Annotated in this window: 13 protein-coding genes; 7 read left to right on the top strand and 6 right to left on the bottom strand. The window is 68.2% G+C overall.

The window, feature by feature from the left end; genetic code table 11:
* Positions 1-28 precede the first annotated feature (28 nt).
* The 3 genes from AB2U09_RS17695 to glpK all read right to left on the bottom strand — a co-directional run bounded on the left by AB2U09_RS17695 (position 29) and on the right by glpK (position 3,935).
* Positions 29-1,204 carry a Cdc6/Cdc18 family protein gene (locus tag AB2U09_RS17695; RefSeq protein ID WP_459194053.1) on the bottom strand — a complete coding sequence of 392 codons (1,176 nt, stop codon included), beginning with the start codon at positions 1,202-1,204 and terminating at the stop codon, positions 29-31.
* Between the two features lie 102 nt (positions 1,205-1,306).
* A complete protein-coding gene (locus AB2U09_RS17690) occupies positions 1,307-2,401 on the bottom strand; it encodes a DUF7973 family transport facilitator (protein ID WP_459194052.1) in 1,095 nt (364 codons plus the stop codon).
* 1 nt (position 2,402) lies between these two features.
* Positions 2,403-3,935: a glycerol kinase GlpK gene (gene glpK, locus AB2U09_RS17685; protein ID WP_459194051.1), complete on the bottom strand. Its 1,533-nt coding sequence runs from the start codon at positions 3,933-3,935 to the stop codon at positions 2,403-2,405.
* Positions 3,936-4,255: 320 nt separating this feature from the next.
* On the opposite strand from glpK, the gene glpA reads away from it, so the two are divergent.
* The 3 genes from glpA to AB2U09_RS17670 are packed head-to-tail and all read left to right on the top strand — an operon-like array spanning position 4,256 to position 8,665.
* A complete protein-coding gene (glpA, locus tag AB2U09_RS17680; RefSeq protein ID WP_459194050.1) occupies positions 4,256-5,995 on the top strand; it encodes an anaerobic glycerol-3-phosphate dehydrogenase subunit GlpA in 1,740 nt (579 codons plus the stop codon).
* On the top strand, positions 5,985-7,253 hold the full coding sequence (glpB, locus tag AB2U09_RS17675; RefSeq protein ID WP_459194049.1) for a glycerol-3-phosphate dehydrogenase subunit GlpB: 1,269 nt from the start codon (positions 5,985-5,987) through the stop codon (positions 7,251-7,253). Before glpA ends, glpB begins: the two co-directional genes overlap by 11 nt.
* Positions 7,254-7,285: 32 nt before the next feature.
* Entirely contained in the window at positions 7,286-8,665 is a 1,380-nt protein-coding gene (locus AB2U09_RS17670) for an anaerobic glycerol-3-phosphate dehydrogenase subunit C (protein ID WP_459194278.1), read from the top strand.
* Positions 8,666-8,913: 248 nt separating this feature from the next.
* Here the strand turns inward: AB2U09_RS17670 and AB2U09_RS17665 are convergent, their stop codons facing one another.
* Positions 8,914-10,395: an amidohydrolase family protein gene (locus AB2U09_RS17665; protein WP_459194048.1), complete on the bottom strand. Its 1,482-nt coding sequence runs from the start codon at positions 10,393-10,395 to the stop codon at positions 8,914-8,916.
* Between the two features lie 107 nt (positions 10,396-10,502).
* Between AB2U09_RS17665 and AB2U09_RS17660 the strand changes: the two genes are divergently transcribed.
* On the top strand, positions 10,503-11,174 hold the full coding sequence (locus tag AB2U09_RS17660) for a helix-turn-helix domain-containing protein (RefSeq protein ID WP_459194047.1): 672 nt from the start codon (positions 10,503-10,505) through the stop codon (positions 11,172-11,174).
* Between the two features lie 62 nt (positions 11,175-11,236).
* Here the strand turns inward: AB2U09_RS17660 and AB2U09_RS17655 are convergent, their stop codons facing one another.
* Positions 11,237-11,680 carry a universal stress protein gene (locus AB2U09_RS17655; RefSeq protein ID WP_459194046.1) on the bottom strand — a complete coding sequence of 148 codons (444 nt, stop codon included), beginning with the start codon at positions 11,678-11,680 and terminating at the stop codon, positions 11,237-11,239.
* 104 nt (positions 11,681-11,784) lie between these two features.
* Positions 11,785-14,481: a phosphoenolpyruvate carboxylase gene (gene ppc, locus AB2U09_RS17650; RefSeq protein ID WP_459194045.1), complete on the bottom strand. Its 2,697-nt coding sequence runs from the start codon at positions 14,479-14,481 to the stop codon at positions 11,785-11,787.
* A 362-nt stretch (positions 14,482-14,843) separates the two neighbouring features.
* On the opposite strand from ppc, the gene AB2U09_RS17645 reads away from it, so the two are divergent.
* From AB2U09_RS17645 to gfo6, 3 genes are all read left to right on the top strand, one after another.
* On the top strand, positions 14,844-15,575 hold the full coding sequence (locus tag AB2U09_RS17645; protein ID WP_459194044.1) for an alpha/beta fold hydrolase: 732 nt from the start codon (positions 14,844-14,846) through the stop codon (positions 15,573-15,575).
* Complete coding sequence (locus tag AB2U09_RS17640) at positions 15,568-17,187, top strand: AMP-binding protein (protein WP_459194043.1); 1,620 nt, start codon at positions 15,568-15,570, stop codon at positions 17,185-17,187. The genes AB2U09_RS17645 and AB2U09_RS17640 overlap by 8 nt, the downstream gene beginning before the upstream one ends.
* 123 nt (positions 17,188-17,310) lie before the next feature.
* Positions 17,311-18,378 (top strand): D-xylose 1-dehydrogenase Gfo6, encoded by a 1,068-nt coding sequence (gene gfo6, locus AB2U09_RS17635; RefSeq protein ID WP_459194042.1) that lies wholly within the window; start codon positions 17,311-17,313, stop codon positions 18,376-18,378.
* Positions 18,379-18,427 lie beyond the last annotated feature (49 nt).

Genomic DNA, 18,427 nt, shown 5'->3' with positions numbered 1-18,427 from the left:
CGGACGACGCTGCCTGTCCGTTCTCTGATTACTGACGAAGGTCGTACAGCCGACGGAAGGCCGTCGGGGGGAATCGCAGTTCGACGCGACTCGGTGGCCGTCCCTTGCCGTTCGCCGCGTCCGAGCGGACGCGCTCGACGACGCCGAACTCGGCCATCTCGTAGAGGTAGCGCTTGACCGTCCCGGAGGAGAGATCGACCGACGGGTCGGCGCTGATCGCTTCGGTCGTGGCCGTGACCGACGCCCGCTCGTCTGGGTCCAGATCGACGAGTTCGCGGAGGACGAGCTGTTTGTTCGCCGGGAGCGCGAGCACGCGGGCGAGCGAGACCGACGACGGCGGGATCTCCTCGATGGCCGCCTCAACGTCGGCTTCCGAGATGCGACTACGCCCATCGCGGGTCGCCAGATCGGCGGCGACGAACAGCGCCGCGAGCGCGTCGTGGGCGTTCCCGTCGGCCCACTCGGCGATCTGCCGCGCGTGGCCGTGATCGAGCGCCTGCTGGGCCAGCCCGAGCGACGCCCTGGTCATCAGCACGTCGACCAGCGTCTCCCGGCGGTAGGGGCCGACGCGGACCGTGGTCGCGGTGTACTCGGTCAGCGCCACCTCCTCGGGCGGGTTCCTGCCGATCGCGAGCCAGCTCACGTTGCTCGGCAGGCCGGCGAAGAGGTCGACGAGCGCGTCGACGCCGAAGTCGTCTGGCTCGCAGACGTGGTCGACGGCGACGACGACGCCGGTCCGCGAGCGCCCGAGCAGGTCGTGGAGTCGCTCGCGCAGTTCCGCGGTGCTGATCCCGTGGTCGGGCACCGACTCCTCGACGAGCGCGTCGAGGACGCCGTGATAGAAGGCGAACTCGCTGCCGGTCTCGCGCATGTCGACGTAGACGAACCCCGGCGAGGTCGGCGAGTCGGCGCGCGTGCTGGTGTAGATGATCGACTGAGTCTCCGTCGACAGCTGGCTCAGGTGGGTAAACAGCGCCGTCACGACCGCCGACTTCCCCGAGCCGAACGGCCCGGAGACGTAGGCGTTCGGCGGTAGCTGGCCGTCGAAGACCGGGTCGAGGTGGTCGAGCAGGCGTTCGAGGACGGGCCCGCGGTCCGACGGCTCGTCGACGTGGGAGACCGGCGAGAGCGACTCGTAGTCCTCGACGAGTCGCGGGCCCTCCGAGCGGCGCTGTCGTCGTTTGATCCGCGCGTCGATGTCCATGTGAGATCTGGCAGTCCGTTGTGAGGGGTTCTTGCTACAGTACAAAAGAGCTACGGTGATTCGTCGGGGAAGCGGGGCCGACGCCCGCGAGTCGGGGGGCGATTAGATGTACCCCGCGTTCGGCAGGACGCCGAGGATCGCCAGGATACCCACGATGAACATGGCGACTGCGATCGCCATCGCCGGCGGGTCGACGTGCGTCCCCGAGTGGGCGTAGAACAGCCGCTGGGTGAGCTCCCCGAGGAGGCCGCTGACGGCGCCGAAGACGCCGGCCGCGAGTAGCGCGACGACGCTCCCGGCGACGGGGTCGACGACGACCGCGCCGACGGCGCCGACGAGCGTGATGTGGTGGGTCACCGGGATCTTCTCGACGCCGAGGTTGAGGAACAGCAGGCTCATCGCGGAGATGGCGTAGCCGAGGAAGACGCTCCCGGTCTGGATCCAGATGTAGCCGCCGAGGATCCCGCCGACGAGGCCGATGACCGTGACGCCGCTCCACTTGTACTGGTGGGGCAGCCACGGTTCGGTCGCGAGCCGACCCTGGTGTTCCTCGGGCACTTCGCCTCCGTCCGCGGCCATCCGCGGCTCCTCGCGCTCGAAGGGAGACATGTCGAGCAGGCTGCCGCCCGCCGATCGCCCCACGATCGGGTAGCCGAAGACGGCGCGGGCGATGAAGGCGGTCGCGACGACCGACAGCGCGATGGTGTCGGTGAGGTTGGTTCCCCCGACCGCGAGGACGGCCGCGCCGAACTGGTTGATGAGCATCCCGAGGACGCCGAAGACGGCGCCGACCGCGAGGATGTCGGGTTTCGTGCCGAAGGCGTAGAGGATGTTCTTCCCGAAGTGGTAGTCCCAGCCCTCGGGCTCCATCTCCGGGTACTTCTTGCCGGCGTAGGCCGTCGCGGCCACGCCACCGGCGAAGGCGATGTGCGGACCGGTGACCGCGCCGAACCCGATGGCACCGGTGACGCCCGCGGCGAGTTCCCCCTGTTCGATGCCAGGGATCGCTCCCCCGATCTCGCGCTGGAGGATCTTGATGCCCTCGCCGAGGAAGACGACGAAGCCGGTGAAGACGAACGACGGGAGCGCGCCGAGGGCGGCGCCGAACGCACCGCCGGCCGTGGCCGCGATCAGCAAGAGGAGGAACTGCTCGACCTCCATCTCGATGATCGGGACCTGAAGGACTGGCTCGATCATCTCACTCCTCCCGCGCCCAGTCGAGCGAGCGCTCGACGGCGTCGTCCCACCGGCCGTACATCCTGTCGGCCTCGGAAGCGTCCATCTCGGGTTCGAACTCCCGGTCGACCTGCCAGTTCGAGCGGAGTTCGTCGACGGTGTCCCAGTAGCCGACGGCGAGGCCGGCCGCGTAGGCCGACCCGAGCGCCGTGGTCTCGTCGACCTGCGGGCGGACGATCTCCGTCTGGATGATGTCGGCCTGGAGCTGACAGAGGAAGTTGTTCTTGACGGCGCCGCCGTCGACGCGGAGGTTCGTCGTCTCGATGCCGGAGTCGGCCTCCATCGCCTCTGCCACGTCGCGGGTCTGGTAGGCGATCGACTCCAGGGTGGCCCGGACGATGTGCTCCTTGCGAGTGCCGCGGGTCATCCCCACGATCGTCCCGCGTGCGCGGCCGTCCCAGTGGGGGGCGCCGAGGCCGGTGAACGCCGGGACCATGTACACGCCGTCGGTCGAGTCGACCGAGCGGGCCAGTTCCGCGGTCTGGGCGGCGTTGTTGATCAGGTCGACGTCTTCGAGCCACTCGATGGCCGCCCCGGTGATGAAGATCGACCCCTCCAGCGCGTACTGGACGGGCTCGCCGGAGAGCTGGAAGCCGATAGTCGTCAGCAGGCCGTGCTCGGAGTCGACGGCCTCCTCGCCGGTGTTCATGAGGTAGAACGAGCCGGTGCCGTAGGTGTTCTTGGCGTCGCCCTCGTCGAAGCAGGTCTGGCCGAACAGCGCGGCCTGCTGGTCGCCGAGCGCGCCCGCGACCGGGACTTCGGCGCCGAGGAACCCGTCGGGGTCGGTCGTCCCGTAGGTCCGCTCGTCCGAGGACGGGCGGACTTCCGGGAGCATCGCCTCGGGCACGTCGAACTCCTCGAGGAGTTCGGGGTCCCAGTTCATGCCCTCGATGTCGTAGAGCATCGTCCGCGAGGCGTTGGTGACGTCGGTGATGTGCTCGCCGGTCAGGTTGTAGATCAGCCACGTGTCGACCGTCCCCATCAGGAGTTCACCGTTGCGGGCCCGGTCGCGGAGGTTCTCCGACCGGGAACTCGACAGCTTCAGCGGTTCGGCGTTGTCGAGGATCCACTCGGTCTTGGTGGCCGAGAAGTAGGCGTCGGCCTCCAGCCCCGTCTTCTCGCGGATCCACCCGACCTTGTCCTCGCGTTCGAGCTCCTCGACGCGGTCGGTGGTCCGGCGGTCCTGCCAGACCAGCGCGTTGTGGATGGGTTTGCCCGTCTCACGGTCCCAGACCAGCGTCGTCTCGCGCTGGTTCGTGATGCCGAGCGCTTCGAGCTGCGTCGCGTCGAGCCCGCCCTCGGAGAGTGCGCGCGTGACGACTTCCTTCGTATTCTCCCAGATCTCGACGGGGTCGTGTTCCACCCACCCCGGCTCCGGGTAGATCTGTTCGTGCTGTTCGTAGGCGTTGGCGACGACCTGCCCGTCGTGGTCGAACACCATGAAGCGGGTCCCGGTCGTTCCCTGGTCGATCGCGCCGATGTAGGTCTCTGTCATCGTTGATCTGTGTGGCTGGAAGTTTACCCTAACTTCCGCCTTGAACGTAAACAATATAGTGAATCATTATAAATGTTATCGATGGTTGGGGCGGTTCCGGTAAACTACCCGTGAGTAATCCAGTGCTGTTCGACACGGATACGCGAATTCCGTCGCCGAAAGGTCGGAAATACAGCGGATAGGCCGCGGTTACGGGTCGGCCTGCTCATCGGCGAGTATCCGATCCGGTACCGGTGTACTACATGGACAAACATTGTATTTATCATGGGTGTGCGGGCGTCGGTGAAGTAAAGTGGGTGGCCCGCAAACCATGGGAACAGATGGCATCGACACCCCACGTCGCGGTGATCGGGGGCGGTTCGACGGGCGCGGGCGTCGCGCGCGACCTCGCGATGCGCGGGTTCGACGTGACCCTCGTCGAGCAGGGCAACCTCACCCACGGGACGACCGGTCGAATGCACGGCCTGCTCCACAGCGGGGGCCGCTACGCGGTCTCCGATCAGGCCAGCGCGACCGAGTGCATCGAGGAAAACCGGGTCCTCCGGGACGTCGCGAGCCACTGCGTCGAGCTGACCGGCGGCATGTTCGTCAAGCGCCCCGAGGACTCCGAGGAGTACTTCCAGGAGAAACTCGCGGGCTGCGAGGCCTGCGGCATCCCCGCCGAGGTGATCTCCGGGCGGGAAGCCCGCGCCCGGGAACCCCACCTCGCGGCGGACGTCGAGAAGGCGATCACCGTCCCGGACGGCGCCGTCGACCCGTTCCGGCTGGTCGTCGCCAACGCCGCCAGCGCGATGAACCACGGGGCGCGCATCGAGACCCACTCGAGAGTGACCGACCTGCTCGTCGAGGACGGCGAGATCGTCGGCCTCGAAGTCGAACACGACTCAGGCCCCGGCGTCCGCGTCCACGGCACCGAGGGCGGCCGCGAGGAGATCTACGCCGACCACGTCGTCAACGCCACCGGCGCGTGGGCCGGCCGCATCGGCGACATGGCCGGGCTGGACATCGAGGTCCGCCCCTCGAAGGGCGTGATGACGATCATGAACGTCCGGCAAGTCGACACCGTGATCAACCGCTGTCGACCGAAGGGTGACGCCGACATCGTGGTCCCCCACGAGACGACGGCGATCCTCGGGACGACCGACGAGGAGGTCGAGGACCCCGAGGACTACCCCGAGGAGCAGTGGGAGGTCGACCTGATGATCGAGACGCTCTCGGAGCTGATCCCCATGCTCGAAGACGCCCGCACCATCCGCTCGTTCTGGGGCGTCCGCCCGCTGTACGAACCCCCGGACGTGGGCAGCGAGGACCCGACGGACATCACGCGCGATTTCTTCCTGCTCGACCACGAGGTGCGCGACGACCTGCCGGGGATGACCAGCATCGTCGGCGGCAAGTTCACGACTTACCGGATGATGGCCGAGGACATCGCCGATCACGTCTGCGGCCTGTTCGGCGTGGACGCCGTCTCCCGCACCGACGTCGTCCCGCTGCCCGGCAGCGAGGACTTCTCGGTGCTGCGGGACTACATGGACGAGTTCGGCCTCACGTCGCCGGTCGGCCGCCGGAGCGTCGAGCGCCTCGGCTCCCGAGCCGAGGAAGTCCTCGACACCGACGGCCCGAACCCGACGATCTGCGGCTGCGAGGCGGTCACGCGCGCGGAGGTACAGGACGCGATCGACAAGTCCGGGTCGGACCTCAACGCCGTCCGTATCAGGACCCGCGCCTCGATGGGCAACTGCCAGGGCGGCTTCTGCGTCCACCGCCTCGCTGGCGAACTGGAAGACAGCTACGACGAACCCACCGTCCGCGAGGCGTGGGACGAACTCCTGCAGGAGCGCTGGAAGGGCCAGCGCCACGCCCTCTGGGGCGAACAGCTCTCGCAGGCGATGCTCAACTACGCGCTGCAGGCGACCACGCAGAACCGCGACCGCGACCCGGCCGACCGCGAGGAGCCCGTCGACTTCGACGCGTTCGACGACGGCCGGACGACCGACGAAGGGTACGGCGGCGGGGGCGACTCCGGCGTGGCCGCCGACGGAGGGCGCGATGGCGATTGAGTCGGAGGTCGCCGTCGTGGGCGGCGGCATGGCGGGGGTCTTCTCCGCGCTCGCGGCCGCCCGCGAGGGCGCCGACGTCCGCCTCCTCTCGTACAAGCAGAGCACGTTCGCACAGGCATCCGGCCTCGTCGACCTGCTGGGGTACGTTCCCGGGGAAGACGAGCCCGTCGCCGACCCGTACGAGGCCATCCCGGCGCTCCCCGACGAACACCCATACCGCACCGTCGGCGCGGACGGCGTCCGCGAGGCGATGGCCCTGTTCGACGAGGTGACCGACCGCTACCGCGGCGCCCACACCGACCGCAACGCCCTGCTGGCGACCCACGGTGGCACCGTCAAGCCGACCGCCCGATACCCCGCGGGCGCCGCCGCCGGCCTCGCCAGCGACGACCGCGATGCGCTGCTGGTCGGCTTCGAGACGCTCGTCGACTTCGACGCGCCGCACGCGGCCGCGCACCTGCGCAACGCCGGCGTCCCATACGACGTGCGCGGCGTCACCGTCCAGTTCCCCGGCGAGTTGAACCCCGACGCGAAGGTGACCCGCTACGCGAAACTGCTCGATGGCGACGGCGACGTGGGCGAACGCACCCGGCGCGCCCGCGCCGCGCTGGCCGACACCGTCGACCGTCACCTCGACGGTGCCGAGCGCGTCGGCTTTCCGGCGGTGCTGGGCGACGACACGCCCGGGGCCGTCCGCGAATCGCTCGAAGCCGCGCTCGGCGTTCCGGTCTTCGAGGTGCCGATGGGGCCGCCCTCGCTGCCGGGCCTCCGGCTGGAAGACGACCTCTACGCGGCGCTCGACGCGGCCGGGGTCAGCATGGAGACCGGCAACCCCGTCGTCGACTACGACGGCGAGGGGCGGATCGAGGAGGTCGTCGTCGAGCGCAACGGCGCGCGGATCCCCTTCGCCGCCGACGAGTTCGTCCTCGCGACGGGCGGGCTCGTCGGGAAGGGCATCGGCTCGGACCGCGACGGCGTCGAGGAGCCGATCTTCGGCTGTCACGTCCCCCACGCCGAGGACCGCTACGAGTGGTTCGACGGGGACGCGTTCGGCGACCACCCGTTCCCCCGCTTCGGCGTCGGGACTGACGGCGACCTCCGGCCGGTCGACGCGGACGGCGCGGCCGAGTTCGAGAACCTGCGCGCCGCGGGCTCGGTGCTGGGCGGGTACGACTTCGCCGCGGAGAAGTCCGGCAGCGGCGTCTCGATCGCGACGGGACACGCCGCGGGAACCGCGGCCGCGGAGGCGGTGCGATGAGCGACGCGGACAGGACGACCGATACGGACACGATGAGCGATACACACCACACCACGGGCGATGCGGACCAGACCAGCGAGTTCGAACCGGCGGAACCGAACGAGGAGGCGGTCGACGTCTTCGGCGAGGCCGAGGAGTTCGACCTGCGGCCCGGCGCCGACTCCTGTTACAAGTGCTCCTCCTGCGACACCAGTTGTCCGGTCGCGGAGGTCGACGACGACTTCCCCGGGCCGAAGTTCCAGGGCCCCGAGCAGTGGCGGCTCACCCAGACCGACGAGGACTTCGAGGTCGACGAGTCGGTCATGTCCTGCTCGAACTGCATGCGCTGCGACGACGCCTGCCCGTCGGGCGTCCCGCTCAGCCAGATGCACAACACGACGCGCGGGCGCTACGTCGACGAACAGATGGACAAATTCTCGGTGGAGTACTGGCGCAACCGCATCCTCGCGAACTACCGCACCTCGGCCTTTTTCGCGAGCAAGGTCCCCCGCCTCGCCAACTTCGCGATGAACTTCGGGCCGGCCCGCTGGGTCATGGAGAAGACGATGGGCATCACCAGCGAGCGCGAGTTCCCCGCGTTCGCGAAAGAGACGTTCCGCGAGTGGTGGGCCACCGAGGGAGCGGCGGCGGGGTCCCGCGAACGCGCTCGAAAGCACCGCGAACGCCGCGGCGAGGACCCGACCGCGGACAAGAAGGTCGCGTACTTCCACGGCTGCTACGCCAACTACAACACCCCGGAGGTCGGCAAGGCGATGATTCGCCTGTTCGAGCACTTCGGCTACGAGATCGTGGTCCCCGAGCAGGGGTGTTCGGGGACGCCGATGTTCGCCAACGGGATGCTCGACGACGCCCGCCGCGACGCGGAGGTCAACGTCTCCTCCCTCTCGGATCTCGTCGACCAGGGCTACGACGCCATCTGCTCGTGCACGTCGTGTTCGATGTCGCTCCGGCAGGAGTACCCCGAGCTGTTCGACTTCGAGGGGACCGCCGACGTGGCCGCTCACACCTACGAGGCCGTCGAGTACCTGCGCATCCACGAGGATCTGTCCGGCGCGGTCGCCGAGGCGGACGTGGCCGGCGAACTCGCCGCGGAGTTCGCCTACCACGCGCCGTGTCACGCCCGCAATCAGGGCCTCGACCGGCAGGCCGTCGAGCTGTTCCGCGAACTGGACGGCGTGGACGTCGAGGACGTCGGCGACTCCTGTTCGGGGATCTCCGGTACCTACGGCTGGAAGGAAGAGAAGTACGACACGTCGATGGCTATCGGCGAGGAGATGTTCGAACACATGGAGGGCGCGGAGGGCGAGACAGGGATGACCGAGTGTCCGACCTGCGCGATGCAGATGGAACACGGCACCGGCTACGAGATCCGCCACCCGCTGGAAGTGCTGGAAGCCGCGCTGGTCGAGTGAGTCCTACCGTGGGCGCTCCTCCTCGGCGGCTGGGGCCGGCGCGTCTGCCCTCGCGGGCTGTACCGTGACGCTGTCCGAGGACAAGATATCGTTCGCCCGGCCGCCGACAGGGGTTCGGTCACCGGTGGGACGGTGACGTACAAGGACGGCGGCAGCCACGTCCGACTCACGTTCGACGTGACCACGCTGGACTGACGAGCGACGCGGCCGGCCGCTGCGGTTCTGAATCGCGCCGGAGACCACGCGACTCACACGCGCAGTTTCTCCCTGGCCGCCTGCATCGCGATCCGGGCAAACATACCGAGCGGGCCGCGCTTCGGGACATCCCGGAGTACGGAGAGTGTGCTCGGGGGTTCGACACCGCCGGGTGCGAACGTCCAGCCGGTGTCTTCCTCGAACCGGTTCAATGCGGTTTCGACGCGCTCGATCACCGCTCGAGGATCCATCGTCTCGACCACACCGTCGCGCATCAGGACGGCACCGTCCACGATAACGGTCTCCACGTCAGCGGGGCCGGCCTGGTTCACCACGTGCGCGTAGACGTCGTTCACCGGCGCGAACTTCGGAGTATCCAGGTCGACCACGATCAGGTCCGCTCGCTTTCCCGGTTCGAGGCTGCCGATCTCGTCGTCGACATTGAGCGCTCTGGCCCCCTCGCGCGTGAGCATCCGAACCAGCTCCTCGGACGTGAACTGCCCCGCGCCCCGTTCGAGATTGGCCGCGAGCCGTGCCTGTCTCGCCTCGCCGAACAGGTCGTGCGAGTCGTGCCAGTAGTGATCGTCGATCCCCAGCCCGACGTCGACGCCGGCCGAACGGAGCTTCTGAACCGGCGTCCACTGCCCTCCGGGGTCCGGATTCCAGTAGCAAAACACCGACGGACAGTGGGCTACTGTGGCGTCAGCGTTCGACGCACGCCGGACGTCGTCGTCACTCGCGACGCGGAAGTGCCCGGCGACCAGGCGCTCGTCGAGCAGACCGACGTCGTCGAGCAGGTCGAGCGAGTCTCCGGCGCCGTTCGCCCGCGCCATGGTGTTGCTCTCCTCGAATTCGAGCAGGTGCGTGTGGACGAGCAAGTCGGGGTACTCCGCCGCGAAGTCAGCGGTCCGCTCCCACAGCGTTCGGGTACACGACCAGTCGTCGTGCGGACAGATCGTCGCCCGTATCCGGCCGTCGTAGGCCCCGTGATACTCCGCTACGAAGTCCCGGGCGCGTTCGAACTGTTTGTCGACCGAAACGTCCCAGAACAGATCCGAGAGGGGCGTGCCGAAGAACGCACGGAGACCGGCCCGTCCGAACGTTTCGGCGCCGAAACTCGGCCGCATGTCCATCGAATTGAGCGTGGTGACACCACCGTCGAGAAAATTCAGTGCAGCGAGTTCGTAGCCGGCTTCGATGAGGTACTCGAAGTCCCCGTCGCCGATGCGGCTGTAGATTGCCGACATGTAGCTCCAGAGTTCGAGGAATCCGAGGTCGCTGACGCCGCCGATGAGCGGCGTTAGTTCGAGGTGGGTGTGAGCGTTAACGAGCCCCGGCATGACCACCGTTCCCGCACCGTCGACGACGACGTCGGCGTCGCTGTCACCGTCGCCTGGTTCCGCCGGGCGAACCTCAGTGAGCCGCCCGTCGTCGACGACGACCGTCCCGCGGTCGATCAGACCGACATCGTCGTCAACCGTCATGACGATAGCGTCGTGGATGACGATGTCCGGGTCCGCGCATGAAACCGTCATACCTCGAGAGAGGGTCGGGGAGGTGGAGTCGCTGTCGCGGGTGATCGCCGGGGGATTTATGCCTGGCTACCGAAGTGGGACGGGGGGTAATCGGAGATGGTGAAGCGATGAAATACGTCCGAATCGCGGCCACGCTCGATCCTGACCAGATTCCGCCAGCGTACGCCGTCGCCTCCGAGTCCGGACCGGTGACCGAGTTGAGAGTCGTGGACTGGAACATGGCGGCAGAGGACGTCAGCACGCTGCTGTACGAGATCGACGGCGACGCCGACGAATTTGGGGAGGCCGCACGCGACACGCCGGGGATTGATTCCGTCGTGCTCTCGAACGTCGACGTCGATCCCGCCTACGCACTCGTCGAGGCTCGGCCGAACGCGATCGAGTTTTTCGAGACCACGATCACCGCAGTGTCCCGTGCAGGCATGATCGTTCAGCGGCCGCTCGTCTACCGAGACGGTCGTTCACGGGGCCACGTCGTGGGTGAGCCGGCGCCGTTGCAGGCGATGCTCGACGAAGTATCGGACGACATCGATTTCGAAGTGACGGAAATCGGCCGGTTCCCGTCTCCGGCGGACGATCGGTCGACTCGACTCACGGACCGTCAGCGGGAGGTCGTCGAAACGGCTCTCGCCATGGGGTATTACGAGCAACCGCGGAAGGCGACACAGCAGGGAATCGCTGCCGAACTCGAGTGCGGGCTGAGTACCGTCACCGAACACCTGCAGAAGGCGGAAGACAAGCTTGTACGGGCCGGAATCCGCGACGAAACCAGACGGTGAGGCCGCGTCCCTGCTCGCGAAACTTCGGTTCGCGGAGGAACGCGAGACGGTCCGCCTCCCGCTCACCCGCTCCGGACGAACGTCACCGGACAGGGCGCTTCGAGCAGGACGGTCTGGGCAGTCGAGCCGAACACCGCTTTCCCCGTCGGGCGTCGCTTGCGCCCGCCGACGAACACCATGTCGGCGCCTACTTCCTCGGCCAGGTCGACGATCGTCTCGCCGTGTGAACCCACGGCGCCGCGGACCTGCAGGTCGATGCCCGAACCGTCGAGCAGATCGCGGAGTTCTTTGACCGTGCGATGGCGGCGGGCGATGCTGTCGGGGTCGCCCGCGTCGTCGAAGTCCATCCGGTCGGTGTAGTTGTCGAACTCCTCACGAGTGAACACGTGCCCGAGGACGACGGTCGCGCCGGCGGGCCCGGCGACGTCCCGGACCGCGTCGGCCAGCGCCTCGATGCGGTCGTCCGCCTCCGGACCGACCGCGAGCAGGACAGTTTCGAGTGCCATGCGCTGTCGTTCGGCCGCATCCACCAAGCCGGTTTCGACGATCTATCCGGCGGCTGTGCCGCGAGGGGGGTAGGGCCGGGCTACCACGCGGCGTCGTCCCGGCGCTATCCGGTGTTTTTCATCCCGGCGGCGATTCCCTGCACCGTCAGGCGGAGCGTGCGGGTCTCCGCCTCGGTGAGATGCGACTGGGAGAGCAGTCGCACCTGCAGGAGGTTCAGCGGGTCGACGTAGGGGTTGCGCCGCGCGAGGTTCTCTTCGAGCCACTCGCGGCGCAGCAGGCTGTCGCGACCGGTGATCTCCGTGATCGCCTCGACGGCGTCCTCGTACTCCTCGCGGATGCGCGGGAAGAGGTCGTCGCGCAGGTCCCCAGGCGCGAGGTCGGCGTACTGCTCGGCGATCTCCATGTCCGAGCGCGCGAGGGCGAGCGCCGCGTTATCGAGCGTCGTCTGGAAGAACAGCCACTCGTCGTACATCTCCTGCAGGGTCTCCACGTCCCCGCCGTCGTCGAGGTACGCCTCGATCCCCGTCGCCAGCGAGTACCAGCCGGGGACGATACAGCGGGCCTGCGTCCACGAGAACACCCACGGGATGGCGCGCAGGTCGTCGACGCTGCGGTCCTCCGACCGGGAGGCCGGCCGCGACCCGAGGTTGAGGTTCTCGATGACGGTGATCGGCGTCGCCGTCTCGAAAAAGTCGACGAAGCCGTCGGTCTCAAGCAGGTCGAGGTACTCCTCGCGGGCGGCCTCGGCGGCCGTCTCCATCGCCTCGGTCCACTCCTCGGGGACCTCCTCGACCGGCTGCTCCATCGCGTTGTGCCGCGCCCGGATCTGGGCGTTGAGCATCTGTTCGAGGTTCCGCTCGGCAATCGCCCGGTTCGCGTACTTCTCGGAGATGGTCTCGCCCTGCTCGGTGAACTTGATCTGCCCGGAGACCGTCTCGTTCGGCAGTGCGAGCATCGCGTCGTTCATCGGGCCGCCGCCGCGGGAGATAGAGCCGCCGCGGCCGTGGAACAGCCGCATCTCCACGTCGTAGTCGTCGGTGATGGCTGCGAGGCGGCGCTGGTTGCGGAAGAGGCTCCAGTTCGCCGCGAGGAAGCCGTTCTCCTTGTTGGAGTCGGAGTACCCGAGCATGATCTCCTGGACGCCGCCGCGGGCTTCGAGGGCCTGCTGGTAGGCCTCGTTCTCGAAGAGCGTGCCCATGATGCGGCGGGCGCCGTCGAGGGCGTACTTCGACTCCAGCAGCGGGACGACGTCCAGCCCGCAGTAACCCGGCAGGTCGACGATGCCCGCCTGGTCGGCGAGGAAGAGGACTTCGAGGACGTGACTCGGCTCCTCGCACCAGCTAATGGCGTAGGTGTCGATGGCGTCGACGCCGTAGTCGCGCTGCCACTCGGCGGTCTTGGCGAACAGGCGGAGCACGCGCTCGGCCTCGTCGGAGTATCCCTCGCGGTCCTCGACGTCGACCACGGGCTGGTCCTGCAGGATGGCCTCTGTGAGAAAGTCGACCCGCTCGTCCTCGGACATGGCCTCGTAGTCGACGCCCTCGCGGTCGACGGCCTCGGCGATGGCGTTGGTGTGGTTCTCGCGGTGGTCGCGCAGGTCGAGGCTGGCGAGGTTGAACCCGAAGGTGTCGACGGTCCGGGCGAGCGGGTCGACGTGGGACTCGGCGACCACCTCGGCGCCGTTCGCCCGAAGGCTCTCGGCGATCGTCTCGATGTCGGCGAGGAACTCGCTCTCGTCTTCGTAGCCGCCCGAGCGCACGTCGTTGACCCGCAGGACGCTCTCGCGCATCAGCTTGAGCTTCTGGCGGTAGGGCTCGTTGGGGTAGCGCTCCTCGGTCTCGCTCGCGACGCCGGGCAGGCGCTCGCGGTGGGCCTCCAGACGCTCGTCGAAGCGCTCGCCGGTGTCGATCTGGCGGGCGTCCTGACTGAGTACCCCCGAGAGTTCCTTCAGACGGTCGCGGTACAGCGGGAGCGCCACGGACTGCTGGCGGTCGAGAGTCTCCTCGGTGACCTCGGGGGTGACGAAGGGGTTGCCGTCGCGGTCGCTGCCGGCCCACGAGCGGAACTCGTAGAGCTTCGGCACGTCGACCTCGCCGTCGAACTCCTCGTCGACCGCGCGTTCGAGCGCGTCGTAGACCTCGCTGATGACGACGAACAGGACGTTCTCGAGGTACCACTGGACGTTCAGCGCCTCGTCGGTCACCTCCGGCCGGCGGTCGCGGACCTGCGGCGTCTGCCAGAGGCTGGTCACCTCGGCCTCCAGGTCCCGTTTCACGTCGCGCTCCTCGTCAGCGGTGAGCCGGACCTCGTCGAGCGTCTCCAGCTGCTGGGAGACCGTCCGGAGCTTCGCCTTGACCGTCTTTCGCCGCGCCTCGGTCGGGTGTGCGGTGAACGTCGGCTGGATGAGTACGTCGTCCAGCACCTGCTCGACCGTCTCGGCGCTCAGGTCGCGCTCGGCGAGTTCCTGAACGGCGGCGCGCACGCTGTCTTCGAGGGTCCCCTCGTTGCTGCCCTCGCGGATCTCGCGGACCCGCTGGCGTTCCTCGGCGAGGTTGATGAGTTCGAAGTACGTCGTGAACGCACGCGCGACGACGTCCTGCTTCTCCGGGGACAGGCCGTCGAGCGTCTCGTGGATGGCCGAGCGATCGTCGGCGTCCCCGCGCCGGTAGTCGACGGCCGCCGCGCGGATACGTTCGACTATCTCGAACGACTCTTCGGAACTCTGCTCCTTGATGAGATCGCCGAGAAGTTCACCCAGCTCCCTGACGTCCTGATTCACTTCTCTGGCATGTAAATCCATACCAGTCCGTGTACGGGGCCTTCGTAAAAAATTAGCGGAATATGGAATGTATCAGGAACGAGTGTGGACGTTATCTCGCGTGTGTGGCGGCCCGCTATCGCGTCGACCCGGTCGGAGAATCGACGGAAGACGAGTTCGGTTATGACGAATGTGGTATAGCGTCCAGCTAGCGGACATTATCCGCGCGTTACGGATACATTCGTCGTGTAAATACCCCAATTCGTCGTTCGGAATATCCCGACGCGCGGTGGACGGCGGTTCAGGTTGAAGGCGGCCGGGACCGAACCCCGTCACATGGCCTACGCGACGAACGACGGGGTGCGCCTGGCCTACGAGCTGAGCGGGCCGAGGGCGCGCCCGTCGTGACCTTCGTCGAGGGGCTGAGCTACGGGACGTGGATGTGGGACCGCCAGCGGGGGGGACTGGACGACTACCGGACGCTCGTCTGGGACAACCGGGGGACGGGCGCGTCCGACGAGCCCGAGGGACCGTACACCGTCGCCGAGATGGCCGGCGACCTCCGGGCCGTGCTCGCCGACGCGGACGTCGACGGCACGCACCTCGTCGGCGCCAGTCTCGGCGGGATGATCGCCCAGGAGTACGCGCTCGAATTCGACTGCGCCGATTCGCTCGCGCTGTTCAGTACCACGTCGGGCGGCGACGAGGCCGTCCCGGTGCCCGAGGAGACGCAGGCGCGGATGCAGTCGGTCCCCGAGGGGTACGGTCCCGCCGAGACCATCCGTCACAGGATGAAACCGGCGTTCACCGACGACTTCTGGGAGCGCGAACCGGAGGTGATCGACCGCATCGTCGACCGGCGACTCGACACGGACCCCTCCGACCGTGCCTACGAGTGGCAGCTCGCGGCCGCGGCGGCCTTCGACGCGAGCGACCGACTGGGCGACCTCGATCTGCCCGCGCTGGTCGTCCACGGGGACGACGACCGCGTCCTCCCGGTCGAGAACGGCCGTCTCCTCGCGGACCTGATCCCCGGGGCGCGGCTCGTCGAGATCGATGGCGGCTCGCACCTCGTGTTCATCGAACAGCCCGAACGCGTGAACGACGAACTCCGGGAGTTCCTCGCCGATGCCTGACCGCCCGCAGGCGTGGGTCGGCGCGTGGAGTCGCAAGCGGGCCGCGCTCACACCGGACAGGATCGGGCTCGTCGACGCCGCCACCGGGCGGGAGTACGCCTATGCCGAACTCGACCGGAGAGCGAACCGCTGCGCCCGATTTCTCGCCGACCACGGCGTCTCGCTCGACGGCGCCGAGAGCGGAGAGCGCGGGGAAAGCGGGAGAAACGGCGACGGGGCCGGTGGCCGGGTCGCCGTCGTGTCCCGGAACAGACCGGCGTACGTCGATCTCTTCTTCGCGACGGCGAAGACCGGCGGCGTCCTCGCGCCGCTCTCCCACCGGCTCGCGCCGCCCGAACTGGCCGAGCTGCTCGCCACTATCGACCCCGCGCTGGTGGTCGTCGAGGAGCCGTTCGCCGAACGCATCGAAGACGCCGCCACAGCGGGCGAGTGGGAGGGGGACTGTCCGATCCTGTCGCTGCCGGTCGAGGGCGAATCGACGTGGATGTCCTACGCGTCGGCGCTCCCGGCCGACGACGGCGCGTTCGAGGGGCCGACGGTCGCGCCCGGGGACCCGCACCTGTTCCTGCACACCGGCGGGTCCACGGGGACGCCGAAGGAGACCGTCGTCTCTCACGAGGCGGTCGTTTGGAACTCCGTGAACACGATCACGGCGTGGGGACTGCGCGACGACGACGTGACGCCGATGGTGTTCCCGATGTTCCACACCGGCGGGTGGAACGTCCTCACCGTCCCCCTGTTCCACATGGGCGGGCAGGTGGTGATCGACCGCGAGTTCGACCCCGGCCAGATCCTCGGCGTCGTCGATGACCGGTCCGCGACGGTCCTCGTCGCCGTGCCCGCTGTGCTCCGAGCGATGGTCGACCACGACCGCTGGGAGCGGACCGACCTCTCCTCGCTCCGGTTCGTCAAGTCCGGCGGCGGTCCCTGCCGGCAGTCCGTCATGGAGGCGTGGTGGAACCGCGGCGTCGACCTCTCGCAGGGGTACGGACTCACGGAGTGCGGCCCCAACAACTTCGCCATGCCGGAGGGGTGGCCGCGCGAGAAGGCCCACACCGTCGGCATCGCCGCGCCCCACGTCGACACCCGCGTCGTCGATGACGACGGCCGGGAACTCTCCCACGGCGAGATCGGCGAACTGCAACTGCGCTCGCCCCACGCTGCCGATCGATACTGGCATGCCCCCGAGGAGTCTGCCGAGACGTTCGGCGAGTGGGTGTCGACTGGCGACCTCGCTCGCGTCGACGAGGACGGCTACGTCTCGATCGAGGGTCGCAAGAAGCACCTGTTCGTCAGCGGCGGCGAGAACGTCTACCCCGTCGAAGTCGAGGACGCCCTCGCCGACCATCCGGCCGTCGCCGACGCCGTCGTCGTCCCCGTCCCGGACGAGCAGTGGGGCCAGGTCGGCAAGGCCGTGATCGAAATCGCTCGCGATGCGACCGGCGGAGGTGCGACCCGGGACGCGCCGACGCTAGCGGCCCTCCGCGAGTTCCTCGACGGCCGGCTCGCCGGGTTCAAACACCCGCGACAGGTCGCCGTCGTCGACGAACTCCCCCGGAGCGGACCGTCGAAGATCGACCGCGACGCCGTCGCGGAGACGTTCGGTGAATGACGACCGAACCGGGTGTCCGAACGCGTCTCCTGATCGTCCGAATGTACCGAACGTGAGCGCATCTGGCGGTGAATTTCGCGACCGGTCGCATCACTTATGCCGGTCGCGTTCGCGCACACGCTCATGGATCTGCGCGAGTACTTCGACGAGTTCGCGGCGCGCGACTGGCCGCAGGCCGAGGAGGGGACCGTCCGGTTCGCGATGGTCGGGCTCGGCTGGTGGACCCTCGACCACGCCATCCCGGCGACGAACGAACTCGACCACCTGGAGACGACGACGGTCGTCAGTTCCTCGACGGAGAAGGCACAGGACGTGGCCGACGACCACCAGACGATCGACCACGCACTCACCTACGACGAGTTCCAGGACGGCGCGGCCACCGACGCCTACGACGCCGTCTACGTGGGGACGCCCAACGCGCTGCACCTGCCGTACGTCGAGTCGGCCGCCGAGTTCGGCAAGGACGTCCTCTGCGAGAAGCCACTTGAGGCCAACGCCGAACGCGCCGAACAACTCGTCGAGGCCGCTCAGGACATCACGCTCGGCGTCGAGTACCGGATGCACGTCCAGCCCGCGGTCCGGGCGATGCGGGAACTCGTCGCCGACGGGTTCATCGGCGACGTGACGCTCGTCCACGGGAACATGTCCCAGCCGCTGCTTGCGATGAACGACGACCCCGACCAGTGGCGGCTGAACCCCGACATGGCCGGCGGGGGCGCTTCGGTGACCGATCTGGGCGTCTACTCGATCAACACGACGCGGTTCGTGATCGACAGCGACCCCGTCGCCGTCTCCGGAGCGACGTGGTCGGGCCACGAGGCCTTCGACGACGTGCCCGACGAGCGCGCCTCGTTCACCGTCGAGTTCCCCGACGGCGTCCTCGCCTCCTGTACCGCGAGCCAGAACGCTCAGGAAGCGAGCAACCTCCGCGTGATCGGTACCGAAGGCGAACTCCTCCTCGAAGACGCCTTTCTCGGCGGCGAGCGGAAACTCACTATCACGCGCGGCGAGACGACGATCACCACGGAGTTCGACCAGATCGAGGAGACGCGGCGCTCGCTGGAGTACTTCGCCGACCACGTCCTCACCGACACGCCGATCCTCGGCGACGGCGAACACGGACTGGTCGACCAGCACGCCATCGACGCCGTGTACGAGGCGGCCGAGAGCGGCCAGCGCGTCGAGCTGTAGAACGGGCACTGCGACGGCGCCCGAATACACGTGACGGTGGAGGATCGGA

Source organism: Halosimplex yunnanense (genome assembly GCF_054504345.1).
This window is presented reverse-complemented; position numbering and strand designations above follow the sequence as displayed.

Coding starts and splice junctions, on each gene's coding strand:
- AB2U09_RS17695 (WP_459194053.1), bottom strand. CDS start 1,204: ATGGACATCGACGCGCGGATCAAACGACGACAGCGCCGCTCGGAGGGC.
- AB2U09_RS17690 (WP_459194052.1), bottom strand. CDS start 2,401: ATGATCGAGCCAGTCCTTCAGGTCCCGATCATCGAGATGGAGGTCGAG.
- glpK (WP_459194051.1), bottom strand. CDS start 3,935: ATGACAGAGACCTACATCGGCGCGATCGACCAGGGAACGACCGGGACC.
- glpA (WP_459194050.1), top strand. CDS start 4,256: ATGGCATCGACACCCCACGTCGCGGTGATCGGGGGCGGTTCGACGGGC.
- glpB (WP_459194049.1), top strand. CDS start 5,985: ATGGCGATTGAGTCGGAGGTCGCCGTCGTGGGCGGCGGCATGGCGGGG.
- AB2U09_RS17670 (WP_459194278.1), top strand. CDS start 7,286: ATGAGCGATACACACCACACCACGGGCGATGCGGACCAGACCAGCGAG.
- AB2U09_RS17665 (WP_459194048.1), bottom strand. CDS start 10,395: ATGACGGTTTCATGCGCGGACCCGGACATCGTCATCCACGACGCTATC.
- AB2U09_RS17660 (WP_459194047.1), top strand. CDS start 10,503: ATGAAATACGTCCGAATCGCGGCCACGCTCGATCCTGACCAGATTCCG.
- AB2U09_RS17655 (WP_459194046.1), bottom strand. CDS start 11,680: ATGGCACTCGAAACTGTCCTGCTCGCGGTCGGTCCGGAGGCGGACGAC.
- ppc (WP_459194045.1), bottom strand. CDS start 14,481: ATGGATTTACATGCCAGAGAAGTGAATCAGGACGTCAGGGAGCTGGGT.
- AB2U09_RS17640 (WP_459194043.1), top strand. CDS start 15,568: ATGCCTGACCGCCCGCAGGCGTGGGTCGGCGCGTGGAGTCGCAAGCGG.
- gfo6 (WP_459194042.1), top strand. CDS start 17,311: ATGGATCTGCGCGAGTACTTCGACGAGTTCGCGGCGCGCGACTGGCCG.